Raw genomic sequence first — 25,288 nt, 5'->3', positions numbered from 1 at the left:
CGCGGTTAAAGTCGAAAGACTGCGACACCCTGATTGGCCGGAATCACGCGGGCAAACATGGATTGAGGAACGGGGATGAAATATTCGACAGTAGGTTTTTCGGCGGGTCTTCGGTCGGTCGCCAGATTTTCAAGGCGCTCCGTTGGGATTTGCGCTTTGGTCTTGACGTCGTTCTTCACCGCCTCTGTGGCGCAGGCGTCCGAGGGTGCGTTCATCACTGCGATTTCAGCCTCTCCACCTCCGTCCGGAGCGCAGCAGCTTTGCCGCCAGTACAGCTGGGCCTGTTCAGGTCAAAGAGCGGCCTCGTTGACGAGCAAGCAGGAAATGCAGATCGTCAAGAAAGTGAACTTGCAAGTCAACGCGTCCACCCGTGCAATTACAGATCAATCGCAATACCGCCAGCGTGAGTTTTGGGCCTTGCCGACGACACGGGGCGGTGATTGCGAAGACTTTGCCTTGTTGAAAAAGCGCAATTTGATCAAAGCAGGAATTGATCCTAGCAAGCTTTTGATTGCGACTGTTCTAGATACGCGTCGGAACGCGCATGCTGTGTTGGTCTATCGATCAGCTCAGGGTGACCTGATTCTGGACAACTTGACCAACAGCATCAAACCGTGGAAAGCGACCCGGTACCTGTTTCTGAGGATGCAAGACCCAAAACAGCCCCGCCGTTGGGTTGGGGTTTACGGGAAAAGCTGAGTTGATTTAAAGAACAAAGCTTCAATGACGGGCTGAACGTTGTTCCACAAGGTTTTACTAAGTTTGGTAGTAGTTGCTCAGTCTGATAAAGCCAACCTTGTCAAGTTTGTTGATCACTTTTAGGGCCGCCTGTTGGTTCACCCTTGGGCTCGCCGTTTGGTTCACCCTTGGGCTCGCCGTTTGGTTCACCCTTGGGCTCGCCTGTTGGTTCCCCCTTTGGCTCGCCTGTTGGCTCTCCTTCAGATCCAGGTCCTTCGCCACCTCCAGTCCGGCTGCCCGGATTGCCGGTTGGATCGGCTTTGCCGTCACCGGATCTTTGATCAGCGAACCCTATGGATGCGGTCGGCAGGTCCGAAAGCAGCGCAGCCAGTTGCGGGCATTCCGCGCCGGTACGCGCAAGGAAGTTTCCGAAATCGGCGCGACGCTGAATGTAGCGGATCATACCCGATGTGACGGCGTCACATTCGCAGAGGATCTCGGGCGAGCTTGCAGCCTGACGTGCCGTTGAGACGGTACACGCGGCTTGTGCGGCTGGAACGCCTACCATTTGAACGGCAACAGCTGCGGCGATTACTTTTAGTTTGCTGGAATGGATGCCCATGATGGAACTCCTCGGTACTCGTTAATCTCTGCGTCGAACTTATGCACCAAAACCAAATGGGCTTGTATGAACAACGTCACAGTTTGGACAAGATTACACCTTTTTAAGGTCGAACTTACAAGTCGCCGCCCAATTGGCGAGATTGCCAAAAGACCGGAAAAATCGCAAAAATCACTTAAAACCAATAAGAAAGGCCAGCCGAGGGCTGACCGTTCCTTGAATGCCATTTTTCAAGATTGAGGAAATAATGTCACAAAAATGGCATTGTTTCCCAATCGAGAACGGCGATTTATCCGGCTTTCGCCATCCGTTTCCGCTCATGCGGGTCAAGGAATCGCTTGCGAAGACGGATCGCGTTGGGCGTCACCTCGACCAGTTCGTCGTCATCAATATAGGCGATGGCTTCTTCAAGCGAGAACTGGATGTGGGGTGTCAGACGCACCGCGTCGTCCGAGCCGCTGGCCCGCACGTTGGTCAGCTTCTTGCCTTTCAGCGGGTTCACTTCCAGATCGTTGTCGCGGGAATGTTCACCAATCACCATGCCCTGATAGACATCGGTCTGAGGTCCAACGAACATGCGGCCACGCTCTTCGAGGTTCCACAGAGCGTAAGCAACGGCCTGGCCATTCTCCATCGAGATCAGAACGCCTGCGCGGCGGCCCGGGATTTGACCTTTATGTGCGGCCCAGCCATGGAACACGCGGTTCAGAACACCGGTGCCGCGGGTGTCCGTCAGGAACTCTCCGTGATAGCCGATCAGGCCACGGGACGGCACATGCGCGATAATCCGGGTCTTGCCGGCACCGGCGGGGCGCATCTCGACCAGCTCGCCCTTGCGAGCACCGGTGATCTTTTCAATGACTGCGCCCGAGTATTCGTCATCCACGTCGATCGTGACTTCTTCGACAGGCTCCAGCCGTTGACCATCTTCCTCACGGAACAGAACCTGCGGGCGCGAGATGCTGAGTTCGAACCCTTCGCGGCGCATATTCTCGATTAGAACGCCCATCTGAAGCTCGCCACGACCGGCCACTTCGAACGCCTCGCCGCCCGGGGTGTCGGTGATACGGATCGCAACGTTGGATTCCGCCTCTTTCATCAGACGGTCACGGATAACGCGAGATTGCACCTTCTTGCCGTCACGACCAGCCAAAGGCGAGTCGTTGATGCCGAAAGTCACGGTGATGGTTGGCGGGTCGATGGGCTGAGCGGGCAGGGCCTCTTCAACCTGCGGCGCCACTAGCGAGTCTGCGACAGTGGCTTTGCTCATACCTGCGATGGTCACGATGTCACCGGCCTCGGCCACATCGATCGGTTGTTGCGCCAAACCACGGAAGGCAAGGATTTTCGATGCGCGGAAGTTCTCGATCAGCGAGCCATCGCGGCTGAGCGCCTTGAGGCTGTCGCCCGCTTTCAGAGTACCGCTTTCCACGCGGCCCGTCAGGATGCGGCCGATGAAGGGGTCGCTGCCCAAGGTGGTGGCCAGCATACGGAACGGCTCGTCCTTCTTTTCAGCCTGTTTCGGCGCAGGCACGTGATCGACAACCAGATCGAACAGCGCGGTCAGGTCTTTACGCGGCCCGTCCAACTCCATATCCGCCCAGCCCGAGCGACCCGAGGCATACATGGCAGGGAAGTCTAGCTGATCGTCATCTGCGCCGAGGTTTGCGAAGAGATCGAAGCACTCATCCAGCGCACGGTCGGGTTCGGCATCGGGTTTGTCGACCTTGTTCAGGACCACAATGGGGCGTAGGCCCAGTGCCAGTGCTTTGGAAGTCACGAATTTGGTCTGAGGCATCGGACCTTCAGCCGCGTCAACCAGCAGGACAACACCGTCCACCATGCTGAGGATACGCTCAACCTCGCCGCCGAAATCGGCGTGGCCGGGGGTGTCGACGATATTGATGCGCGTGCCTTTCCATTCGACCGAGGTCGCTTTGGCCAGAATGGTAATGCCGCGCTCGCGTTCCAGATCGTTGCTGTCCATGGCGCGTTCCGCCACGGCCTGATTTTCCCGGAACGCGCCGGATTGTTTGAGCAGCTCATCCACCAGGGTCGTTTTACCGTGGTCCACGTGAGCGATGATTGCGATATTGCGCAGGTCCATGAGAGGTCAGCCTTTGAACGGGAAGTTGCCCGGCGCATAGCGCGGCTTGACGCAATATACCAGCCCAAACCGGCGTTCAGTGACCTGCGGTCTTTGAAAACAGATGAATGATCAGGATTCCGGCCAATATCAGGGCCAGCCCCAGAACCGCCCAAAGGTCGAGCTTTTGCCCAAACACCACAAAGCCGATGATTGCGATGAAAAAAATCCCAAGCCCGGACCAGATCGCATAGACGATGCCCACTGGCATGTATTTCAACGTCAATCCCAACAGGTAGAACGCCACTCCGTAAGCAACTACGACCAGAACCGAAGGCCAGAAGCGCGAGAATTGCTGACTGGCCTGCAAGGCCGTTGTGCCTACGGTTTCGGCAAAGACGGCCATCAGCAGGATCAGGTAGGCTTTGGGCATGATCTCAACCTTTTGCATGCAAATCACGCGCGAATTCTCAACATGAAACAGGCCGCCCCGGCAAGCACATTCGGTTGATTGGGTGCGTGACACCACAAGATAAAGGTCGGGTATACCTGACTACGATCTGATCACAATTTATGCAAATAACAGAACAGTATTTGTTGATTTGTTTTCGAGTTTTTCAATGACTGTGTTTATTAAATACGTCGTTTTTGCTTTGACTCTTATTGCGGCGCTAGGGTGGCTTGCAGACGGGGGGTCCGTCAGTTCTGATGCAGCCCAAATGTTAGTTGGTTTCTTTATTTTGTAGTTTTGGCGTTAATCAAGATCCAAGCAGGGAAAAGGGCCTTATTGGCCCTTTTTCTTTTGCCTAGCCCCTCGCTGAAACCGTGAAGTAATCTGCCAAATACGGTTGTAACCAATCCCAAAGACCGGGCGCACCGCGTTCGATGGCGGGCCGTACCCGCGCTTCGATCTGAGGGTAGGTCACGGCATAGTCCACCCACGAGCCGCCGCCCGTTTCAAGATTGGCAATTGGGGTTTGAAACCGGTCAACAGCCTTGGCGAACCGCGCATCTGCCGAGTTGGCGCTCTCAAACTCATGCCAGAGATCCGAAAACGCCTGCGTTTGATCCTGGGGCAATAGTCCGAACAGGCGTCGCGCTGCGGCCTCTTCCTTTTCGGCTTGGGCGGCGTGATCGACCTGACCGTGGATCGGGTGATCTCCCGCGTCGATCTCGACAATATCGTGAAGCAGCAGCATGTGCAGGACGCGGTTCAACTGGACCTCAGCATCGGAATGTTCGGCCAGAACCCATGCGTACAGCATGATGTGCCACGAGTGCTCGGCCGAGTTTTCGAACCGATCGACCGCCATCAGGCGCGACGCGCGCATGACGGATTTCAACTGATCTGCCTCAACCAGAAACGTCAGCCGTTGGGTGAAGCTGTTATCCTCGGTCGGTGCTTCCGACAATAACGCAACCGCGTGTTCATAGGCTTGAGGCAGCGCCTCACTCAGATAAGCCGCGCGCCCGGTCGCGAGGTTCTCACGGGCGATCTCTATATGGTCGGGCCGTTTGGGAGAAGCATACAGTACCTGAAACAGGGGCTGACACCGGTCGAGCATCTTGGCGAACTTGGCGTCGGGCGTCTGATCGGCTTCGAATTCCGTCCACAGGTCCAAAAAACTTTGGGTCTGGTCCGACGGCAACAGACCGAACAAATCCAAAGCCGCTGCGTGTTCGGCGTTCGCGACGCTCTGCCAGTCGGTCTCGAGATGGATTGGATGGTCACCCACGATGATCTCGACCAGATCATGCAGCAACAACATGCGGATGACCCGATCAATTGACACGTCCGACCCGGCCAGAGGCCCCATGACCAGCGCCCAAAGCGCCAGATGCCAGCTGTGTTCTGCAGAGTTTTCCGGGCGAGACTGATCCAGCAGGGTGTTTGCCCGATCCACCGTCTTCAACTTGTCCGCTTGTTTCAGAAACGCGATTTGCGCGGACAGTCGATCATTCATTGTTTTTCTATCGCTTTCAGTTTGGAGCGGTGATCTGTCAGGCGTTTGATCACGAATTGGCGGGCCTGACGTTCAGACAGGCGCACGCGGATCTCGGTCAGAAAGGCCTCTTCCAGAGATTGGGAGGAGGCCGCCAGCAGGTTGCCGACCTCCATGTAAAACCGGTCATCGCCGGTTTCGTCCATGACCTTCAATGTATCCTCGGCCAGTTTGGCAGCGAGGGTATTGATGGTGTCTGTCATCAGCGCGTGTTCTCGGTCAGGCGGCGTTTCACATAGTCGCTGACATCGGTGATGAGCGTATCCATGTGCTGATCCTGGAAGAAGTGATCCGCGCCTTCGACCTCATTATGCGTGATGGTGATGCCCTTCTGCTCATGCAGCTTGTTGACCAGCGCGGTTGTATCCGCCGGAGGCGCCACGCGGTCGGACGAGCCGTTGATGATCAGGCCCGAAGACGGGCAGGGCGCGAGGAACGAGAAGTCGTACATATTCGCCGGGGGCGACACGCTGATGAAACCGGTGATTTCCGGGCGGCGCATCAGCAACTGCATTCCGATCCAGGCACCGAACGAGAAGCCGGCTACCCAGCAATGCTTGGAGTTGTTGTTCATCGACTGCAGATAGTCGAGAGCCGAGGCGGCATCGCTCAACTCGCCCACACCCTGGTCATATTCACCCTGGCTGCGGCCCACGCCGCGAAAGTTAAACCGCAACACAGTGAAGCCCATGTTGTAGAACGCGTAGTGCAGATTGTAGACCACCTTGTTGTTCATGGTCCCGCCGAACTGAGGATGCGGGTGAAGCACGATGGCGATCGGTGCGTCTTTTTCCTTTTGCGGGTGGTAGCGGCCTTCCAGGCGGCCTTCGGGTCCGGGAAAAATCACCTCGGGCATGTGTGCTTTGGTCCTGTCTTTATCTTGGGCGCCGGGAAATACTTGACTGTATTCGTTGGGCACCTTAGAACGGTTCTAAATGTGATATGCTGCGCAACGCGCTGTCAGTCGGAGATACGCACTGGCGGCGGCGGCGTCAATGATTTCGCGTCCAACTTGCCGAAGGGAAATGACAATGAAGCTGTCGACAAAGGGCCGGTATGCCATGGTGGCGCTGGCGGACATTGCGCTGCAGCCCTCGGACAAGATCGTGACACTGGGCGAAATCTCGGAACGGCAGGATATCTCGCTGCCGTATCTTGAGCAGTTGTTCGTCAAACTGCGCCGGGCCGAGCTGGTGACCTCGACCCGTGGTCCGGGTGGAGGATATCGCCTTGCCCGGCAGCCGTCGGAGATCCGCGTTGTCGAGATTCTGTCTGCCGTAGATGAGACGGTGGATGCAATGGCCAAGGGGGCCGGAGCCTCGGGTGCGTCCTCGGGCAGCCGGGCGCAATCCCTGACGAACCGTCTTTGGGAAAGCCTCAGCGCACATGTCTATGTGTTCCTGCATCAGACCCGCCTGTCTGACGTGATCAAGAACGACCTCGCGCCCTGTCCGGCGGTTCCGAACCTGTTTGCTGTTGTGGACGAGTAATCCGTAGCCTCTGAGTACAAGTTTCAGAAATATCTGGGAAAAGATGACTCCATGAATCGTGTTTATCTCGATCACAACGCCACAACGCCTTTACGGCCCGAAGCGCGGGACGCGATGATTGCGGCAATGGATGTCTGCGGGAACCCATCGTCGGTTCATGCCGAGGGGCGCGCGGCGAAGGCTTTGATCGAACGCGCGCGGGCACAGGTTGCATCGGCTTTTGGGGCTGATGGTGCGGATATCGTATTTACCTCAGGCTCGACCGAAGGCGCCGCTTTGGCTTTGGCGGGTCGAAATCTGCACGGTGCATCAATTGAGCATGACGCGGTAAGAGCATGGATTGCCGAGGATATCTTGGCTTCTTCGGACGGGATCGCCACTGTGAGCGATCCAGCGAATGCGACATTGCAGGTTGCGAACTCGGAGACAGGTATCGTACAGACACTGCCTAAAGGGCTGGCGGTGACCGATGCGACTCAGGCATTTGGCAAGCTACCGATTGCCTTCAACTGGATGGACGTTCAGATGGCGCTTGTGTCTGCGCACAAGCTGGGTGGCCCAAAAGGGATCGGAGCCGTCGTGATGAAGCGTGGCACGGATCTGCCTGCTCAGATCAAGGGCGGCGGACAAGAGATGGGGCGGCGCTCGGGCACCGAAAATGTCATTGGAATCGCGGGGTTCGGGGCCGCTGCTGAAGCAGCTGCCAAGGATCTTGCCAATGGTGTTTGGGAGCAAGTCGAAGAATTTAGAAATATTCTAGAAAACGCCCTTGAGGCTGGTGAAAGATCACCTATTTTTGTCGGGAAAGACCAGACTCGCCTGCCAAACACGTCATGTTTCGCGTCACCGGGTTGGAAGGGTGAAACGCAGGTCATGCAGATGGACCTGTCTGGTTTTGCGGTCAGCGCGGGTTCGGCCTGCTCAAGCGGAAAGGTCCGCGCCAGCGCTGTTCTGACTGCGATGGGATTTGATGAGGGGACGGCAGCCAGCGCAATCCGCGTGTCGCTGGGACCTCGGACTACCAAGGAAGATGTGCTGCGTTTCGCCGAAACATGGCTTGAGAAAGAGAAAAAGCATCGCGCGCGGGCCGCGTGATCTGACGGAGGGTAAACAATGGCCGCTTTGGATCAGACCCAGGTAAAAGAGGGTGTCGATCAGGAAACCGTGGATGCGGTACGCGAGGTCAGCACTTATAAATACGGCTGGGAAACCGAGATCGAGATGGAATACGCGCCCAAAGGCGTGAATCCAGATATCGTTCGACTGATCTCGGAGAAGAACGAAGAGCCCGAATGGATGACCGAATGGCGTCTGTCGGCCTTCGAACGCTGGACCAAGATGGAAGAGCCGAAATGGGCCATGGTCAACTACCCTGAGATCGACTTTCAGGACCAATATTACTATGCCCGTCCGAAATCTATGGAAGAGAAACCCAAATCTCTGGACGATGTCGATCCCAAGCTTCTGGCCACTTACGAAAAGCTCGGTATCCCTCTGAAAGAACAGATGATTCTTGCAGGTGTCGAAGGCGCCGAGGATATGCCCGCCGAGGGTCGTAAAGTGGCCGTCGACGCCGTATTTGACTCGGTTTCCGTTGGTACAACTTTTCAAGCTGAATTGAAGAAGGCAGGTGTCATTTTTTGCTCGATCTCGGAAGCGATCAAAGAGCATCCTGAACTGGTGAAGAAATATCTGGGCACCGTGGTTCCGGTGTCCGACAACTTCTATGCCACGCTAAACTCGGCTGTGTTCTCGGATGGCTCGTTCGTCTACATCCCGCCGGGTGTCCGCTGCCCAATGGAGCTGAGCACCTATTTCCGTATCAACGCGGAAAACACCGGCCAGTTCGAGCGTACTTTGATCATCGCTGACAAAGGCTCCTACGTGTCTTATCTGGAAGGCTGCACCGCGCCTCAGCGCGACACCGCGCAGCTGCATGCAGCCGTGGTCGAGATCATCGTCGAAGAAGACGCCGAGGTGAAATACTCGACCGTTCAGAACTGGTTCCCCGGGGACGAGAACGGCAAGGGCGGTATTTATAACTTCGTGACCAAGCGTGCCGATTGCCGTGGGGATCGCTCCAAGGTGATGTGGACGCAGGTCGAGACCGGCTCGGCCGTGACTTGGAAATACCCGTCCTGCATCCTGCGTGGTGAAGAAAGCCAGGGTGAGTTCTACTCGATCGCGATTGCCAACAACTATCAGCAGGCCGACACCGGCACCAAGATGGTTCATCTGGGCAAGAACACCAAGTCGCGCATCGTTTCCAAGGGCATCAGCGCGGGCAAGGCGCAAAACACCTATCGTGGTCTGGTCTCGATGCACCCGAAAGCCAAAGACAGCCGTAACTACACCCAGTGTGACAGCTTGCTGATTGGCGACAAGTGCGGGGCGCATACTGTTCCCTATATCGAGGTCAAGAACAACTCGAGCCGCGTTGAGCATGAGGCGACGACCTCGAAGGTGGATGACGATCAGCTGTTCTACTGCCGTCAACGCGGCATGGACGAAGAAGAAGCCGTGGCGCTGGTTGTCAACGGGTTCTGCAAGGACGTGCTGCAGGCGCTGCCGATGGAATTTGCGATGGAGGCCCAGCAGTTGGTTGCCATCAGTCTCGAAGGGTCTGTGGGTTAATCCCAAGCCTCTCTGAAATCAGAATTTACGCGAGGGCCGCGCGCCCACTTGCGATACGCAAAAGGACAAAACATGCTGGAAATCAAGAACCTGCACGTACAGCTTGAAGAAGAAGACAAGCAAATTCTCAAGGGTGTCGACCTGACGGTCGAGGCTGGCAAGGTGCATGCGATCATGGGGCCAAACGGCTCGGGCAAGTCCACGCTCAGCTATGTGCTGTCGGGGCGCGATGGCTATGAGGTCACCGAAGGCTCGGCCACTCTGGACGGCGAAGACCTGCTAGAGATGGAGCCGGAAGAGCGTGCCGCAGCTGGTGTGTTCCTCGCGTTCCAATACCCGGTTGAGATCCCGGGCGTCGGCAACATGACCTTCCTGCGCACCGCTGTGAACGCGCAGCGCAAAGCACGTGGCGAAGAGGAACTGTCGGCCGCTGACTTCCTGAAACTCGTTCGCGAAAAGGCGAAATCGCTGAAGATCGACGCGGACATGCTGAAGCGTCCGGTCAATGTCGGCTTCTCCGGCGGTGAGAAAAAGCGCAATGAAATCCTGCAGATGGCGATGCTGGAACCCAAAATGTGCATTCTGGACGAGACCGACTCGGGCCTCGACGTGGATGCGATGAAGCTGGTCTCCGAAGGCGTGAACGCGCTGCGGGATGAGGGACGTGGTTTCTTGGTCATCACCCACTACCAGCGCCTGCTGGACCACATCAAACCGGATGTCGTTCACATCATGGCCGATGGCCGCATCGTGAAATCGGGTGGTCCTGAGTTGGCGCTGGAAGTTGAAAACAACGGTTACTCCGACATTCTTGCCGAGGTGAACTGATGGCCTTACCGCAAGCAAAACAGACCGCAACCGAAGAGCGTCTGGCATCGCTGACGATGCCTGATCCCGGCTGTACCAAGGCCGCACGCCAAGGGGCTTTGGCCCGGGTGCGAGAAATGGGGCTTCCAAGCCGTCGCGACGAATACTGGAAATATACGCGTCCTGATACGCTGGTCTCGGCCGATGCGCCCAAGGCTGCCATTTTCGACTCGGGCGAGCCGATGGTGTTCAACGATGTCGATCGGCTGCAAATCGTATTCGTCGATGGTGTGTTCGATGCCGAAGCCTCGGATGATCTGAGCCTTGAAGGCGTCAAGATCGACCGGCTGGAAGATATCTGCTGTAAGGATATCCACTGGGCCAAGGATCTTTACGGCAAGCTTGAGGAGCGGGGCCAAAGCCCGGTTCAGCGTCCTCTGGCCGCTTTGAACACCGCATTCGCGACCGACGGCGTTGCCATCCATGTAACCGGCAAACCGTCGAAGCCGATCAATCTGGTGTACCGTCACGAGTCGGAAGACTCGGACGCGATCCTGCACCACGTTATCCGTGTTGAAAGCGATGCCGAGGCCACGATCCTCGAAAATGGTCCCGCCGCGTCGCGCTTCAACAAATGCATGGAGATCGACATCGCCGACAACGGGACCTTGCACCACGTCCGTGCTCAGGGCCGGGATCATGAACGCCGGGCCGCGACCCATATGTTTACGCGGCTTGGTCAGGAATCGACCTACAAGTCGTTCACCTTGACCGCCAATGGCGTGCTGACTCGTAACGAGCAAGTGATCGAGCTGACCGGCGACGATGCCGTGGCCCATGTGGCCGGTGCTTGCGTCGGGGACGGTGATTTTCACCACGACGACACCGTTTTTGTAACACATGACGCTGTGAATTGCGAAAGTCGTCAGGTGTTCAAAAAGGTCCTGCGCAACGGCGCGACGGGCGTGTTCCAAGGCAAGATCCTTGTGAAGGAAGGCGCGCAGAAAACCGATGGCTACCAGATCAGCCAGTCGCTTTTGTTGGACGATGACAGCCAGTTTCTCGCCAAGCCCGAGCTTGAAATATACGCCGATGATGTCGCCTGTTCACACGGGTCGACCTCGGGCGCGATTGATGAGACGGCCTTGTTCTACCTGCGCTCGCGCGGGGTTCCGACGAAGGACGCCACCAACATGCTGACGCTGGCTTTCCTTGCCGAAGCGGTGGATGAGATCGAGGACGAGACACTGGCCGAAGAGATCGTGACCCGTCTGGAAGGCTGGCTTTCGCGTCACAGCTAATATGCCGGTCTCATCAGATATCGTTGCCACATACCGGGGGCCGGGGCGCGTTGTGCGCCGGCTTCTGGATATGGGGCCGCGCGAAGACCGGGCGCTGATCTTCATCATGGGTTTCTGCGTGGTGGCGTTCATCGCGCAAATGCCCAGCTTAGCCCGCCGCGCGCATCTTGAGCAGGTCGAGTTGAACATGCTTCTGGGTGGAGCGCTTTTGGGCTCGGTCTTCATCCTGCCGCTGTTCTTCTACACGCTGGCTTTGGTGTCTCATTGGGTCGCGCGACTGGTGGGCGGGCAGGGCAGTGCCTATGGCGCCAGACTGGCATTGTTCTGGGCGCTCTTGTCCTCGGCGCCTTTGGTTTTGCTAAACGGACTGGTCGCCGGGTTTATAGGCCCTGGTCCGACTCAAACTTTGGTCGGATTGATTTGGGTTGCCGTTTTTGTCTGGTTCTGGTTATCCGGATTGCGACAAGCACAAAGGTCGGCTGAATGACTATACCCCCCCTGGGCCCGCTGGCGAGCCTGACGCTCAGAAAACCTGCCGAAGCGGCGCGACAGATTTTAGCCCTCAACCCGGGGCGAGAGGTTTTGTGGCTGGCGTTTTTTCTGGCCGTTGTCCTCAATTGCATCGCGCAGATGGGCATAGATCTGTCGATCGCTGCATCGGGTGGCCCAACTGTATCCCAATCGATCCCGGTTGTGCTGATCCGATCCGCAGGAACGATGCTGTTCAGCATTCTGGCCTTTCTCTATGTCGGGCGTTTTCTGGGCGGAACGGGGCGTTTTGAAGATCTGATGATCCTGACGATCTGGCTGCAGTTTCTGCAAATTGCAGCACTGGTCGCAACCCTCGCGCTGAGCTTGATCGCGGTAGCTTTTATGGCCCCTCTGATCCTGGCAACGGCCATCTACAGCCTCTACATAACGCTTCATTTTCTGAATGAGGCACACAAGTTTGGATCTCTGGGCAAGTCCTTTGGCGTCATATTGTTGACGGCGTTGCTGGCGGTACCTTTTGTCCTATTTCTCAACCCGTTGGGTCCTGTCTAGAAAGATCTCTCATGTATGATGTGCAGAAAATCCGGTCCGATTTCCCGATCCTGTCGCGGCAGGTGAACGGCAAACCCCTGACATATCTGGACAATGGCGCGTCGGCGCAGAAACCTCAGGTCGTGATTGATGCCGTAACGCGTGCCTATGCCGAGGAATACTCCAACGTGCATCGCGGGCTTCACTACCTCTCGAACCTCGCGACAGAGAAATATGAATCCGTGCGCGGCACCGTTGCGCGCTTTCTAGGTGTCGCGGATGAGGATGAGATTGTTCTGAACTCCGGCACGACCGAGGGGATCAATCTGGTCGCCTATGGCTGGGCCATGCCGCGGCTTGAGGCCGGGGATGAGATCGTCCTCAGCGTGATGGAGCACCACGCCAACATCGTGCCCTGGCATTTCCTGCGTGAGCGTCAGGGCGTGGTGCTGAAATGGGTCGATGTCGATGCGGATGGCGGGCTTGATCCGCAGGCCGTGATTGACGCAATCGGCCCCAAGACTAAACTGGTCGCGGTCACGCAATGTTCGAACGTGTTGGGCACTGTGGTCGACGTGAAGGCCATCACTGCGGGCGCGCATGCCAAGGGCGTGCCGGTCTTGGTTGATGGTAGTCAGGGTGCGGTTCACGTGCCGGTTAACGTGCAGGATATCGGCTGCGATTTCTATGCCATTACCGGGCACAAGCTCTATGGCCCATCCGGTTCCGGAGCGATCTATATCAAATCCGAACGTATGGCCGAAATGCGCCCCTTCATCGGCGGCGGCGACATGATTAAAGAGGTCAGCAAGGATCAGGTTATCTACAATGATCCACCGATGAAGTTTGAGGCTGGCACGCCGGGCATCGTCCAAACCATCGGTCTCGGTGTGGCTCTGGACTATATGATGGATCTGGGGATGGCGAATATCGCCAGTCACGAAGCGGGCCTGCGTGACTACGCCATGCAACGTCTGACTGGTCTGAACTGGCTACAGGTTCAGGGCACCCGGCCGGACAAGGCCGCGATCTTCAGCTTTACGCTGGATGGGGCAGGGCATGCACATGATGTCTCGACGATTCTCGACAAGAAAGGCGTCGCTGTTCGCGCTGGTCACCATTGCGCTGGTCCTTTGATGGATCACCTTGGGGTGACGGCCACCTGCCGCGCCAGCTTTGGCCTCTATAACACCACGGATGAGGTCGACACCCTGATCGACGCGCTTGAACTGGCGCATGATCTCTTCGCCTAAATCTCGGCCGAGCCGGTCCGTTTTCCAGTTGCACCCGGCTCGGAACAAGGTTAGCTAACGGCCAAGGCACCTGTAGCTCAGCTGGATAGAGCGCTGCCCTCCGAAGGCAGAGGCCAGAGGTTCGAATCCTCTCAGGTGCGCCACATCTCACAGTCTTGATGATTTTTTCATTCCGACCGTCGTGGTCGTTGCATCCGCTAGATGTTTGATTTGGAAAATATCTCTATCCTGAACAAGCTAGAGAAACGTTGGGTGATTGGCTCTGCAACGAACAAAGGCCGCCAATTGCAGCAGCCCGTTCCAGCAAAATTCGAGTTTTGCAACAACACTCAGGCAGACCTAATGGCCTGCCAAGTCCATCTCAATAAACGACAGTATGATTAACCGCGCCAACTGCGAACAACGCCGCAATCCATATGGACGAAGTTCGAACGGTAGTATTGTCCAACACCGCCTGCACGACAGGAAATGGCCGCTTTGGCCATCTGCGAAACCGAGCGGGATGCGAGGCGCAGGTCAGCCGCTTGTCCCTGCATATGGAGCGAGTTCCGCGCTACCCGGCGCGATTTGGACCGCAGCATGGCGTTGGTTTGTGGCGAGCGATACCCCGAAAGGAGCATATAGGGCTCATCAGCATCCAAAAGGTTGTGCGACGCCGCCATGATGTCGATTGTACGCAGATCCATCGCTTTCGACTGATCGGTACGCCAGTCGCGCATGAAGTGGTTCACTTCTTTCACGGCGTCTTTGATATATTTGCCGTCGACCCAGTAAACCATATCAATCCGCTCTCCCGTGCGACCGGAATACATGCGGATGCGGCGGACATCTCCACCACCACGAAGGAAACCTGCTGCGTTGGAATAGGTTGGTGCTGCCGCCACGGCCGTTGCCGCGAATGCGCCCAGAAGGGCACGACGGGTAATACCCGAAGTACTGCTCTTGGTCATTTTTGTTTCGTCCCGTACTGTTCCTGCCTGCGCACGATGTTACGCGCGCTGTATTAATATTTTCCCATCCCAGATGGCGAATGTATGGCACAGTTGGAATCGTCGGCCAAGAAGTCTTTGGAATGCACCTTTGTTAGGGGGAATTTTCGGCAGTTTTTTGCGCAGGTGATGCAAATGAGTCATTTTATTGAGCAACTGAGTGTTTTCGGCATCGGGTAGATGCAAACGCGCATCAGGGTGCTAGAGAAGAAAAAAGGTAAGGTATTTGTGAATAGACAAGCCCAATGGCTGAAAACCATATATAAATAAAGCTCCGACAGACATCGCATAAGTTATTGAAGAACCAAGGCCATCCTATGCTCTCAGTGTTACGGACCACTACCAGTTTTGTTTTCACCGCCTGTTTTCTGGCGACGGCATCCATCGCGAACGCGTCATCAGGCGAGGGTTCGAACACGGCGTTCCGGATGGCGGTTGCCGAGAATACCTCGCCCTCTGATCAGGTTGCTGAATTTTACCGCGGCAATGGCTTTGTCCCTCTGTGGGTCGGCGATACAACGGAACACGCCAAACGCCGTGCGGCGTTGATCAAAGCCCTGTCCGAGATGGAGCGTCATGGATTGCCCGCTGCATTTGACGTGCAGGCCCTGGTTGATCAGATGGCTGAGGCGCGATCAGTTCGCGATTTGGGCACGGTCGAGGCTGAGCTGTCTCGCGTCTTCCTGACCTATGCAAATGACATCTATTCCGGCGCCTTGCGGCCAGCCAGTATTGATGATGGCCTAGTGCGCGAGGTTAAACGCCGTGATGCAAACCAGCATCTTGAGGCGCTCAACACCCAAGGTGCAGCGTATTTTGAAACTCTGATCCCGCAGACCGCCCAATATCGCGCTTTGATGAAGCAAAAGATCGCGTTGGAGAACCTTATACGCCAAGGCGGGTGGGGGCCGACTGTTCCGGTCTCTAAACTGGAATACGGCGATACCGGTCCGAATGTGATCAAACTGCGCAATCGGCTTGTTGCGATGGGTTACCTGAAACCCACGGCCAGTCCAGAATTTGATGACGACCTGCTTGCGGCCGTTCAGGCGTTCCAAACAGCACATGGACTGGAATCGGACGGTGTGGCGGGACAAGGTACCATCACCGAGCTGAACCGACCGGCTTCGGACCGTTTAAAGGCCGTCTATGTCGCCTTGGAGCGGGAGCGTTGGCTCCCGCGCGAGCGGGGCGAGCGGCATATTCTAGTCAATCAGGCCGACTTCTCGGCAAAGATCGTGGATGACGGGCTGGTCACGTTCGAGACCCGCGCCGTGATCGGCAAAAACGTACATGATCGCCGCAGCCCGGAATTCTCGGACGAGATGGAACATATGGTGATCAATCCCAGCTGGTATGTGCCACGCTCGATCATCACCAAGGAGTACCTGCCGAAACTGAAATCGAACCCGAACGCGGTGGGCCATATCCAGATCACGGACCGCAGTGGTCGTCAGGTCAATCGAGGAGCTGTCGACTTCACCCAGTTTACCGCACGCAACTTCCCGTTCGCGATGCGTCAGCCCCCTAGCAAAAGCAATGCGCTAGGGCTGGTGAAGTTCATGTTCCCTAACAAGTACAACATCTATCTACATGATACGCCTCAGAAATCTCTGTTTGCGCGTGAAGTGCGGGCGTTCTCGCACGGGTGCATCCGCCTGGCGCAACCTTTCGAGTTCGCCTATGCGCTGCTGTCCAAACAGGAAGAGGACCCCAAGGCGTTCTTCCACCGTGTATTGAATACCGGCAAAGAAACGACGGTGAAGTTGGACAAGAAAGTGCCCGTCCACCTGATCTATCGCACCGCCTATATCGGCCCGAAGGGTGAGGTTCAGTATCGCCGTGACGTCTATAACCGCGATGCCAAAATTTGGGACGCGCTGCAAAAGGCAGGGGTGGCCCTGCCGGACGTTCAGGGGTAAGCACTCAGGGTAAATCCTGCCCAAGAGGACGCCCGCTATGCAGTTCACCATCCAACAGATCGCCGACAGCCTTGGGGCCGAGTGTCAGGGTGAAACAGACCTGACAATTCTGCGGGCCGCTGAACCGGGTGATGCCGGACCAACCGATCTGGCGATGGCAATGTCCCCAAAATATGCCGAAACGCTTTCGGGCGGTGAGGCCCGCGCGGCAATGCTGTGGGAAGGCGCGGATTGGCAAGCAATGGGCCTGCGCGCTGCGATCTTTGTTACGCGCCCCCGAATGGCGATGGCTGGTATCACGACAATGCTGGACCGGGGGCAGGGCGTTGAGCCAGGTGTTCACCCCTCGGCTTTGATCGACCCGACGGCTGAAATTGCTGAGGGTGTCTCGATCGGTCCGTTGGCCGTTATCGGCGCGCGGGCGAAGATTGGCGCGGGATCGGTGATCGGTCCGCACTGTACAATCGGAATGGACGTGGTGTTGGGTGAGCAAGCCCATCTGCGCGAAATGGTCAGCATCGGTGCGCGTGCGCAAATCGGAGACCGCTTCATCGCCCAACCCGGCGCGCGTATCGGTTCCGACGGGTTCAGCTTTGTTACTCCTGAGATTTCAGGTGTTGAAAACGCGCGCAAGACGTTGGGCGATCAAGGCGATGCAAAAGCGCAAAGCTGGCTGCGTATCCATTCTCTGGGCGCGGTGGAAATCGGCGATGATGTCGAGGTAGGTTCCAACTGTACGATCGACAATGGTACGATCCGAAACACGCGGATTGGCGATGGTTCGAAGCTCGATAACCTTGTGCATGTGGGGCACAACGCGCGCATAGGGCGCGATTGTCTGCTGTGCGGTCAAAGTGGATTGTCCGGCTCAGTCGATGTGGGAAACAACGTGGTTCTTGGCGGTCAGACTGGCGTGGCCGACAATATCTTCGTCGGCGATGGCGTGATCGCGGGGGGCGCCACCAAGATCCTGTCCAACGTACCGGCCGGACGTGTGGTCATGGGCTATCCGAGCGTCAAGATGGAAACCCATACCGAGATCTACAAGGCTCAACGCCGCTTGCCGCGCATGGCTCGCGACGTCGAGGCATTGAAAAAGGCTGTTTTCAAACAGTCTCCGAGCGATTAAATCATCCTCAGATTGATAGCCAGGGGATCAACATGAGCATCAGCGACCGCGTCATCGCAATCATTGCAGAGCAGGCCGTTCTGGAGCCATCGGATGTCACACCCGACAGCACACTTGCAGATCTGGGCATCGACAGCTTGGGTTTGGTCGAAAGCATCTTTGCCATCGAGGAAGAGTTCGACATCTCGGTTCCCTTCAACGCCAATGAGCCCGAGGCGAATGATTTCGACATCTCGAACGTGGCCGCGATCATTGCGGGCATCGAACAGCTTGTGTCGGAAAAGGTCTGACCCAAAACAATGAAACGGGTTGTCATTACCGGGGCGGGCACCATCAACTCGCTGGGTCATTCGGTCCCCGACACGCTCGAGGCCATGCGCGAAGGGCGTTGCGGTATCTCGGATCTTGAATTCCGCGATGTTGACCGTCTGGCGATTAAGATCGGCGGTCAGGTACGGGGGTTCGAGGCCGAAGGGCGCTTTAACCGACAGCAGATGTCTCTCTACGATCGGTTCACGCAGTTCACCCTGACAGCCGCGAAAGAGGCGATCGACCAGTCGGGCATTCAGTTCCACGGCGAGCTCGCGGCACGATCCGGCGTGGTTCTGGGCACGGCGGGCGGAGGTGTCTCGACCTGGGATGACAATTACCGCTCGGTCTATGAGGACGGTAAGAACCGGGTGCATCCCTTTGTTGTGCCCAAGCTGATGAACAACGCGGCGGCCAGCCATGTCTCAATGGAGCATAACCTGAAAGGCCCCAGCTTTACGGTTTCGACGGCTTGTGCATCCTCGAACCATGCAATGGCGCAAGCGTTTCAGATGGTGCGCAGCGGTGCCGCTCCTGCGATGATCACGGGTGGTTCCGAGTCCATGCTGTGTTTCGGCGGTGTGAAGGCCTGGGAAGGTCTGCGCGTGATGTCCAAGGATGCCTGCCGCCCCTTCAGCGCCAACCGCAACGGGATGGTGCAGGGCGAGGGTGCTGGTGTCTTTGTGTTCGAGGAATACGAACATGCCCGCGCGCGGGGCGCAGATATCCTGTGCGAGGTTGTTGGCTTCGCCATGTCTTCGGACGCCTCGGATATCGTGATGCCCAGCAAGCAGGGGGCCGCACGAGCGATGGCGGGCGCGTTGGCGGATGCCAAGCTGAACGCCAGCGATGTGTGCTATATCAATGCACATGGCACAGGTACTGCGGCAAATGACAAAACGGAATGTGCCGCCGTAGCTGATGTGTTTGGACCGCATGCAGATGATTTGATGATCTCATCAACTAAATCCATGCACGGCCACCTGATCGGAGGCACCGGAGCGGTAGAGCTTCTGGCCTGTATAATGGCGCTGCGGGACGGAGTCATCGCGCCCACTATCGGTTATGAAGAACCCGACCCGGAATGCGCGCTGGACGTGGTGCCAAATGTCGCGCGTGAAGCCAAGGTCGACGTGGCGCTCAGCAATGCGTTTGCGTTCGGCGGGTTAAACGCGGTCTTGGCGCTCAAAAGCGTCTGAGCTGCAAAGAAAACCGCCGCCACAAAGCTGTGGCGGCGATATCTATTCGCAGCCGACTTAGTTGACGTTAATGGCCAGACCGTCAAAGCCCGAAGTGAAACCCGACAGGGACATTTCCATTGTTATGACCTGATCGGGGAAGCGTGCCGGAACCAGCGAGAAGGTCGCTTTGCTGCCCGCTTTCATCGCGTCAATGTCACCCTGGCTGAGGCCCAGCTGCGCGACACAGCCAACAGGCAGACAATGGTGGTAGTTGTAGAGCTTGCGCGGTGCGCCGTCGATCGACAGGGCCAGTTGCGCTTGTAGCAGGGTCTCCAACGGTACGATTACATTGGCCCATGCAACAGCCGCTCCGCCTTCGGGCAGCTTTCCGATGGACACTTCTGCAATCGGATCACCCTGAGGGCCGTTCAGAACCTGAACGATCGCACAGGGATCTTCGCCTTCCGGCGCCTTGATGCAGGAGACATCCCAATCGCCGGATTCTTCTTTGACAAATTGCTCACCTACACGAGGACCGGATTGGCCCAAATCGAGGCCCGCGCCCGCATCGGCCCCAGTGCCTTCAGTGGTCGTGCCTTCGGAAGTCGTTTCCTGCGCGCTAACCGCTCCACACATCAGAACGGCTGCCAGAGTATTAAACGAGAGGAGTTTCTTGAACATGAATGCCTCGGTTTGCTGTTTGTTTTGCCTCATCTAGCATCCTTCGCCGCGGCTGTCAGTCGTTAACCGAATGGCAGAAATCAATGTGAGCGTTTTCTTGGGCCAAACCCCGCTCAAGGACCAATACAGGCAAAAGAAAAGAGGGCTGGTGGAGCAGCCCTCTTCCCAAAATTTTTCTCCCCGTCGGACTGGCCGACTTAGTTATGCGCAGACGTTACGAAAGGGGGGAGCAAGGGTCAACCGCTAACAGAAAAATTTAATGCACTAATCAGCACAGGTTTATTCGCCCACTTCAGTGAAAAAAGCCGTGCCCGAAGGCACGGCCAGTCGACAGGGAGGAAGTGTCCCCTTCGCAACCCGAGGCCACAAAGGGAACGAATAGACTATGGCAGCCAAAGGTTAAGTTTGTATGCTGGTTGCGGATCAGTGAAAAAAAGGCTGCAATTACATGGGTAAAGAGATTTTTCTGGGCGGTGCGGGCGAGGGATACGGAACGCCTCAGGGTCTGACGCTGAAATACGCGAACCGCCACGGGCTGATCGCAGGGGCCACTGGGACCGGCAAGACTGTCACTCTGCAAATCCTGGCAGAAGGATTTTCGCAAGCGGGCGTGCCTGTTTTCCTGTCGGACGTCAAAGGAGACCTGTCAGGCTTGGCTCTGGCAGGCAGCGAAACCCACAAACTGCATCAGGCGTTTACCGAGCGCGCGGAACGGATCGGCTTTTCTGATTTCTCCTACGCCGCTTGTCCGGTCACGTTCTGGGACCTGTTCGGCAAACAAGGGCACCCGGTCCGGACCACTGTGACCGAAATGGGACCTCTGCTTTTGTCGCGCCTTATGGAGCTGAGCGAGGCGCAGGAGGGGATTCTCAACATCGCGTTCCGAGTCGCTGATGAAGAAGGGATGCCGCTGCTGGATCTTAAGGATCTTCAGGCGCTTCTGGTGTGGATTGGTGAGAACAGGGCGCAGCTGTCTCTGCGCTATGGCAATGTCTCGACGGCCTCTATCGGAGCCATCCAGCGCCGTCTTCTGGTGTTGGAAAACCAAGGCGGCACCAAGCTGTTCGGAGAACCCGCGCTGGATCTGGCCGATCTGATGCGAACGGATGAAAACGGGCAGGGGATGGTGAACATACTGGCCTCGGACAAACTGATGGGCGCGCCTCGGCTCTATGCCACGTTCCTGTTGTGGCTGCTGAGCGAACTGTTCGAAGAACTGCCCGAAGTTGGTGATCCGGAGAAGCCGAAGCTGGTGTTCTTTTTCGACGAAGCGCATCTTCTGTTTGATGATGCGCCCAAGGTACTGGTCGACAAGGTCGAGCAGGTCGCGCGCCTCATCCGCTCCAAGGGTGTTGGGGTGTATTTCATCACGCAGAACCCCGCTGACATTCCCGAGGATATTCTGGGGCAGTTGGGCAACCGGGTACAACACGCGCTACGCGCCTTTACCGCGCGGGACCGAAAGAACCTTCGTATGGCGGCGGAAACCTACCGCGAGAATCCCGCCTTCGATACCGAGGCCGCGATCCGAGAGGTTGGGGTTGGTGAGGCCGTAACCTCAATGCTGCAGAAAAAAGGCGTGCCGGGAATTGTCGAGCGGACTTTGATTCGCCCACCGGGATCGCAGCTTGGCCCAATTTCGGGATCTGAGCGTCAGGGTATTCTGCAAGCCTCACCGATGGCGGTGAAATATGACACGCCCGTCGATCGCAAATCGGCCTTTGAAATCCTGCAAGCCCGTGCGGAGGCTGCCGCCAAAGAGGCCGAGGCCGCAGAGGCGGAAGAGATCATCGAACAACAAACCCCGATGGAGCGCGAATATAGCTCGGCGCGCCGGTATTCAGGTAGCCGGGTTGGGCGCTCAACGTCTCGGGTAGTGCGTAAGAAAGACACTTTTGCAACGGCTATGAGTGAGGCCGTCATTAAAGAGCTGAAGGGAACAACCGGCCGTCGCATAGTGCGGGGAATTCTAGGCGGGTTGTTCCGAAATCGCTGATCGGAGGCGCCCAGCACAGGGCGCCAACCGGCTTACTTCAGGCGGCGCTGGCCCTCCTGACGGCAATAGGCATCGGCCTGTTTCACCGACATCTTAGTGGCCGGGAAATCAATTGCTCGGTCCCAGGTCACACGATCATGTCGGTAAAGCTGACAGGTTACGACGCCCTGCGGAGTGTTAACCTGAACAGGAGTGGTCTCAAGGTCTTCGGGCGACGGAATACAAGCCGTCAGCGCGGCCAGAACCGGCAGCATGACAACGGCTTTGGTGATCAGTGTTTTCTTGGTCAAGTCTGATACTCTCATCAATTGAGTGCGAATGATCGTAGAGATCGGTCGGGTTTCTTCTGAGCATAGGCCGGACCCCAAAAGTCCGAACAACGAGCGGTAGTCTCGTGTACTCAGAAACCTCTTTAAAAATCAAGAAGCCGCGCCGGTTGAGGGGCGCGGCTTCTGGATTGTGATCGCGATGCGACTATTTCTCGGGGATTAGCCCTCGGGGGCTGAATCTGAGAACAATCAGCAAGACCAGACCCATGGTGAACAACCGCATATGCGCCGCGCTTTCGATCAGATGCGCCTTCAGCGCGCTGCCATCCGGCATGCCCGAGGTAATCAGGTTCATCAGCCACAGGCCCATCGGTTCGACCTGGACCCACAAGAACCAGATCAGGAACGCACCCAGCACGGCGCCGAAATTGTTGCCCGACCCACCGACAATTACCATTACCCAGACAAGGAAGGTAAAGCGCAAGGGGTTGTAGGTGCCCGGCGTCAGCTGACCGTCTAGCGTGGTCATCATCGCACCGGCGATACCGCAGATGGCAGAGCCAAGCACAAAGATCTGTAGGTGGCGGCGGGTGACATCTTTGCCCATCGCCTCAGCCGCGACTTCATTGTCACGAATGGCGCGCATCATCCGGCCCCATGGGCTTTTGAGCGCCATCTGCGCCATCCAGAGCAGAACCAGCAGAACGATCAGGAACAGCAGCGAATAGCCCAGCTTGACCGAAAGGGTCGAGGCGATCACCGGATCAAGCCCCAGCCAGTCCGCCCGCGCAAGGAATGAAGGGTCTTGCTGCAGCTCAACTTCATAGCCCACCACGGGCGAGGGGCGCGGGATGCCATAGACGTTCTTGACGCCACGGGCCAGCCAGTCCTCGTTCTTCATGACGGCAATGATGATCTCGGCAATACCAAGGGTCGCAATCGCCAGATAGTCCGAACGCAAACCCAGAGCTGTCTTGCCAATTAGCCATGCCGCCCCTGCGGCCAGTAACCCTCCGGCAGGCCAGGCAAGCAAGACCGGCAGGTTCAGACCACCGATATTGCCGGCAACGGCAGGATCAATCGCCTCAATCGCGGCGACGTTCGGGTCAAAGATCGCACGGTAAACAAAGAAGCCGACGATGAGGATTCCGACGATAGCCAGTGTCCGCGCGCGCCCTTTGGGCATCTTCTGAGCGACCATGACGGTCGCAACAACAGTCGCGGCCCCCAGAAGCAGCGCCAGAATGACGCCATAACCGCCCTCGGACCATGCCCCGGGCGTTGGCGGGGTCGAGATCAGGACAACGGCCAGCCCACCCAAAGCCACAAAGCCCATGACGCCAACGTTGAAAAGGCCCGCAAATCCCCATTGCAGGTTCACACCAATCGACATGATGGCCGAGATCAGCCCCATGTTCAGGATCAGGATCGCGGCGTTCCAACTTTGCGTGAATCCCGTCAAAAGGATCAGCGCGCCAACTGTGACGAAAAGCAGGGTGTTCTTGGTAACCTCGCTCATACCGATTTTCCTTTGAACAGGCCCGTGGGCTTAAACAGAAGCACAATCAGCAGGATGGCAAAGCTGACGGCGAATTTGTAATCGGTAGAGAGGAACTGAACCAATCCCGATGGCTCCAGATTTTCAGGGGCAAGATAGGTCAGCACTTTCTTCCAGGCGTATGTGATCGTCACCTCGGAAAACGCAATGATGAACCCACCCGCTATAGCACCCAGAGGGTTGCCCAAACCTCCGACAATGGCCGAGGCAAAGATCGGCAGCAGAAGCTGGAAATAGACAAAGGGCTTGAAGCTCTTGTCGAGGCCATAAAGCACGCCCGCCGTGGTCGCCAGTGCAGCCACGATGATCCAGGTGATCATCACCACGCGTTCAGGATTGATGCCGGACAGCAGCGCCAGATCCTCATTGTCCGAATAGGCGCGCATCGATTTGCCGGTCCGGGTTTTGTTCAAAAACCAGAACAGAGCGGCCACGGCGATCACTGCCACAACGACCGTTATGGCCTGAGAAGTCTTGATCGCGAGTCCTTCGTTCAACCCGGTCCATTCCTTGAAATCCCGTGCCTTGATCAGAAACCGCGCGCCGTCCGAGAACCGCTGATCATCCGGCCCGATGATAAACCGGACGATACCGTTCATGATGAACATCACGCCCATGGACACGATCACCAGAATAACCGGTTTGGCCTTTTGTTCGCGGTAGAAGCGATAGACCAGCCGGTCAGTGATCAGCACCAGAACAATACAGCCCAGAATGGCAAAGGGCAGGGCAAGCAGAGCCGTCGGCAACGGCCCGAAACTGACCCCTGCGGCCTGCAAGCCCCATGTAACCAGAACGGCGATCATCGCGCCAAAGGCCATGGTGTCGCCATGGGCAAAGTTCGAGAACCGCAGGATGCCGTAGATCAGCGTCACCCCCAAAGCGCCCAGCGCCAACTGGCTGCCATAGGCGATCGCGGGAACAAGAACGAAGTTGGAGAGCGCCACAAGGGCGTTGAGGAAGTCCATTAAAACTCCTGCTCGCATTTTCCAGAGAAAGTGCGTCGTCCATTGTTAGCTTTCGCATAATCGACATAACGCAATGGTTGGGTGACCAGTGTCACGGTTAGTTCGGTGGTCGAAGTCTTGGTCACATACATATGCTCGTGTCTGTCGTCTTCGGTTCGGGACGCCACTAACAAGTCGCTTTTTGAAACGGCCGTCCACTCTTGCCCATTAGACAAGCGAATTTTGGAGGTGATATCACCGGCCTTGGCGATCTGATCGACTGAAAAGTCACCAAAGTTGCTTTCTATACGCTCGGGCGGAGAGCCTAGCAACTCAAGCATGAGTTCGCCAGCTACACAGTTTTGCACGTCTGCGCAGGCCTCTTGTAGGATGCAAGGCGCCGCCCAAGC

The 25,288-nt window shown here is 56.9% G+C and carries 28 protein-coding genes and 1 tRNA gene; 16 read left to right on the top strand and 13 right to left on the bottom strand.

The annotated features are described in order from the left end of the window. Positions 1-5: 5 nt before the first annotated feature. Entirely contained in the window at positions 6-215 is a 210-nt protein-coding gene (locus tag ACXAH8_RS03455; protein WP_475216284.1) for a hypothetical protein, read from the bottom strand. Between ACXAH8_RS03455 and ACXAH8_RS03450 the strand changes: the two genes are divergently transcribed. Next, entirely contained in the window at positions 187-699 is a 513-nt protein-coding gene (locus ACXAH8_RS03450; RefSeq protein ID WP_475216277.1) for a transglutaminase-like cysteine peptidase, read from the top strand. The two genes, ACXAH8_RS03455 and ACXAH8_RS03450, sit on opposite strands and share 29 nt — an antisense overlap. A gap of 100 nt (positions 700-799) precedes the next feature. Here the strand turns inward: ACXAH8_RS03450 and ACXAH8_RS03445 are convergent, their stop codons facing one another. The 6 genes from ACXAH8_RS03445 to ACXAH8_RS03420 form a co-directional block, all read right to left on the bottom strand. Beyond that, positions 800-1,300: a hypothetical protein gene (locus ACXAH8_RS03445; RefSeq protein WP_475216048.1), complete on the bottom strand. Its 501-nt coding sequence runs from the start codon at positions 1,298-1,300 to the stop codon at positions 800-802. A 289-nt stretch (positions 1,301-1,589) separates the two neighbouring features. Then, entirely contained in the window at positions 1,590-3,407 is a 1,818-nt protein-coding gene (gene typA / locus ACXAH8_RS03440; protein ID WP_170373681.1) for a translational GTPase TypA, read from the bottom strand. A 76-nt stretch (positions 3,408-3,483) separates the two neighbouring features. Next, entirely contained in the window at positions 3,484-3,819 is a 336-nt protein-coding gene (locus tag ACXAH8_RS03435) for a DMT family transporter (protein ID WP_170373682.1), read from the bottom strand. Between the two features lie 373 nt (positions 3,820-4,192). After that, a complete protein-coding gene (locus ACXAH8_RS03430) occupies positions 4,193-5,350 on the bottom strand; it encodes an HD domain-containing protein (RefSeq protein WP_475216045.1) in 1,158 nt (385 codons plus the stop codon). Next, positions 5,347-5,592: a hypothetical protein gene (locus tag ACXAH8_RS03425; protein WP_170373684.1), complete on the bottom strand. Its 246-nt coding sequence runs from the start codon at positions 5,590-5,592 to the stop codon at positions 5,347-5,349. The genes ACXAH8_RS03430 and ACXAH8_RS03425 overlap by 4 nt, the downstream gene beginning before the upstream one ends. Further along, positions 5,592-6,245, bottom strand: coding sequence for an alpha/beta hydrolase (locus ACXAH8_RS03420; protein ID WP_170373685.1), 654 nt, complete (start codon positions 6,243-6,245; stop codon positions 5,592-5,594). Before ACXAH8_RS03420 ends, ACXAH8_RS03425 begins: the two co-directional genes overlap by 1 nt. Before the next feature lie 175 nt (positions 6,246-6,420). On the opposite strand from ACXAH8_RS03420, the gene iscR reads away from it, so the two are divergent. From iscR to ACXAH8_RS03370, 10 genes are all read left to right on the top strand, one after another. Next, a complete protein-coding gene (gene iscR, locus ACXAH8_RS03415; protein WP_170373686.1) occupies positions 6,421-6,879 on the top strand; it encodes a Fe-S cluster assembly transcriptional regulator IscR in 459 nt (152 codons plus the stop codon). A 51-nt stretch (positions 6,880-6,930) separates the two neighbouring features. Beyond that, entirely contained in the window at positions 6,931-7,974 is a 1,044-nt protein-coding gene (locus ACXAH8_RS03410) for a cysteine desulfurase family protein (protein WP_475216042.1), read from the top strand. A gap of 18 nt (positions 7,975-7,992) precedes the next feature. After that, positions 7,993-9,513 carry a Fe-S cluster assembly protein SufB gene (sufB, locus tag ACXAH8_RS03405; RefSeq protein WP_170764253.1) on the top strand — a complete coding sequence of 507 codons (1,521 nt, stop codon included), beginning with the start codon at positions 7,993-7,995 and terminating at the stop codon, positions 9,511-9,513. A gap of 72 nt (positions 9,514-9,585) precedes the next feature. Beyond that, entirely contained in the window at positions 9,586-10,341 is a 756-nt protein-coding gene (gene sufC / locus ACXAH8_RS03400) for a Fe-S cluster assembly ATPase SufC (protein WP_170373689.1), read from the top strand. Then, the gene (gene sufD / locus ACXAH8_RS03395) at positions 10,341-11,621 is read left to right on the top strand and encodes a Fe-S cluster assembly protein SufD (protein ID WP_475216039.1); all 1,281 of its coding nucleotides are present in this window, start codon (positions 10,341-10,343) and stop codon (positions 11,619-11,621) included. The genes sufC and sufD overlap by 1 nt, the downstream gene beginning before the upstream one ends. Position 11,622: 1 nt before the next feature. Then, positions 11,623-12,108 (top strand): YIP1 family protein, encoded by a 486-nt coding sequence (locus ACXAH8_RS03390; protein WP_475216037.1) that lies wholly within the window; start codon positions 11,623-11,625, stop codon positions 12,106-12,108. Continuing rightward, on the top strand, positions 12,105-12,665 hold the full coding sequence (locus ACXAH8_RS03385; protein ID WP_475216035.1) for a Yip1 family protein: 561 nt from the start codon (positions 12,105-12,107) through the stop codon (positions 12,663-12,665). Before ACXAH8_RS03390 ends, ACXAH8_RS03385 begins: the two co-directional genes overlap by 4 nt. Before the next feature lie 11 nt (positions 12,666-12,676). Further along, complete coding sequence (locus ACXAH8_RS03380; RefSeq protein ID WP_475216033.1) at positions 12,677-13,897, top strand: cysteine desulfurase; 1,221 nt, start codon at positions 12,677-12,679, stop codon at positions 13,895-13,897. Between the two features lie 66 nt (positions 13,898-13,963). Further along, positions 13,964-14,040 (top strand) — tRNA-Arg (locus ACXAH8_RS03375). Between the two features lie 58 nt (positions 14,041-14,098). Then, positions 14,099-14,281: a hypothetical protein gene (locus ACXAH8_RS03370; protein WP_475216030.1), complete on the top strand. Its 183-nt coding sequence runs from the start codon at positions 14,099-14,101 to the stop codon at positions 14,279-14,281. Here the strand turns inward: ACXAH8_RS03370 and mepK are convergent. Next, positions 14,278-14,847, bottom strand: a complete 570-nt coding sequence (gene mepK / locus ACXAH8_RS03365; RefSeq protein ID WP_475216028.1) for a peptidoglycan L,D-endopeptidase MepK — start codon at positions 14,845-14,847, stop codon at positions 14,278-14,280. The two genes, ACXAH8_RS03370 and mepK, sit on opposite strands and share 4 nt — an antisense overlap. A 356-nt stretch (positions 14,848-15,203) precedes the next feature. Between mepK and ACXAH8_RS03360 the strand changes: the two genes are divergently transcribed. Genes ACXAH8_RS03360 through ACXAH8_RS03345 form a run of 4 tightly spaced genes read left to right on the top strand, consistent with a single transcriptional unit; the run spans position 15,204 to position 19,445 of the window. Next, positions 15,204-16,808, top strand: coding sequence for a L,D-transpeptidase family protein (locus ACXAH8_RS03360; protein WP_475216025.1), 1,605 nt, complete (start codon positions 15,204-15,206; stop codon positions 16,806-16,808). A 37-nt stretch (positions 16,809-16,845) separates the two neighbouring features. Further along, positions 16,846-17,937 (top strand): UDP-3-O-(3-hydroxymyristoyl)glucosamine N-acyltransferase, encoded by a 1,092-nt coding sequence (gene lpxD, locus ACXAH8_RS03355; protein ID WP_475216023.1) that lies wholly within the window; start codon positions 16,846-16,848, stop codon positions 17,935-17,937. A 32-nt stretch (positions 17,938-17,969) separates the two neighbouring features. Then, entirely contained in the window at positions 17,970-18,227 is a 258-nt protein-coding gene (locus ACXAH8_RS03350) for an acyl carrier protein (protein ID WP_170373697.1), read from the top strand. 9 nt (positions 18,228-18,236) lie between these two features. Then, positions 18,237-19,445, top strand: a complete 1,209-nt coding sequence (locus ACXAH8_RS03345) for a beta-ketoacyl-[acyl-carrier-protein] synthase family protein (RefSeq protein ID WP_170479505.1) — start codon at positions 18,237-18,239, stop codon at positions 19,443-19,445. A gap of 57 nt (positions 19,446-19,502) precedes the next feature. Here ACXAH8_RS03345 and ACXAH8_RS03340 read toward each other — a convergent pair whose 3' ends face one another. Then, complete coding sequence (locus ACXAH8_RS03340; RefSeq protein ID WP_475216020.1) at positions 19,503-20,108, bottom strand: invasion associated locus B family protein; 606 nt, start codon at positions 20,106-20,108, stop codon at positions 19,503-19,505. A 448-nt stretch (positions 20,109-20,556) separates the two neighbouring features. Here ACXAH8_RS03340 and ACXAH8_RS03335 point away from each other — a divergent pair, with 448 nt between their 5' ends. Next, positions 20,557-22,104 (top strand): helicase HerA-like domain-containing protein, encoded by a 1,548-nt coding sequence (locus tag ACXAH8_RS03335; protein ID WP_475216018.1) that lies wholly within the window; start codon positions 20,557-20,559, stop codon positions 22,102-22,104. Positions 22,105-22,136: 32 nt separating this feature from the next. Here ACXAH8_RS03335 and ACXAH8_RS03330 read toward each other — a convergent pair whose 3' ends face one another. From ACXAH8_RS03330 to ACXAH8_RS03315, 4 genes are all read right to left on the bottom strand, one after another. Beyond that, on the bottom strand, positions 22,137-22,409 hold the full coding sequence (locus ACXAH8_RS03330) for a hypothetical protein (protein ID WP_475216016.1): 273 nt from the start codon (positions 22,407-22,409) through the stop codon (positions 22,137-22,139). A 169-nt stretch (positions 22,410-22,578) separates the two neighbouring features. Further along, positions 22,579-23,892, bottom strand: coding sequence for a branched-chain amino acid ABC transporter permease (locus tag ACXAH8_RS03325; RefSeq protein WP_170548748.1), 1,314 nt, complete (start codon positions 23,890-23,892; stop codon positions 22,579-22,581). Further along, positions 23,889-24,899 carry a branched-chain amino acid ABC transporter permease gene (locus tag ACXAH8_RS03320; protein WP_170638716.1) on the bottom strand — a complete coding sequence of 337 codons (1,011 nt, stop codon included), beginning with the start codon at positions 24,897-24,899 and terminating at the stop codon, positions 23,889-23,891. The genes ACXAH8_RS03325 and ACXAH8_RS03320 overlap by 4 nt, the downstream gene beginning before the upstream one ends. Beyond that, a complete protein-coding gene (locus ACXAH8_RS03315) occupies positions 24,899-25,219 on the bottom strand; it encodes a hypothetical protein (protein WP_475216013.1) in 321 nt (106 codons plus the stop codon). Before ACXAH8_RS03315 ends, ACXAH8_RS03320 begins: the two co-directional genes overlap by 1 nt. Positions 25,220-25,288: the final 69 nt, after the last annotated feature.

The organism is Ruegeria sp. ABV3_008 (assembly GCF_056161185.1).
Note: the sequence above shows the minus strand (reverse complement) of the source record. Positions and strands in the feature narration are given on the sequence as shown.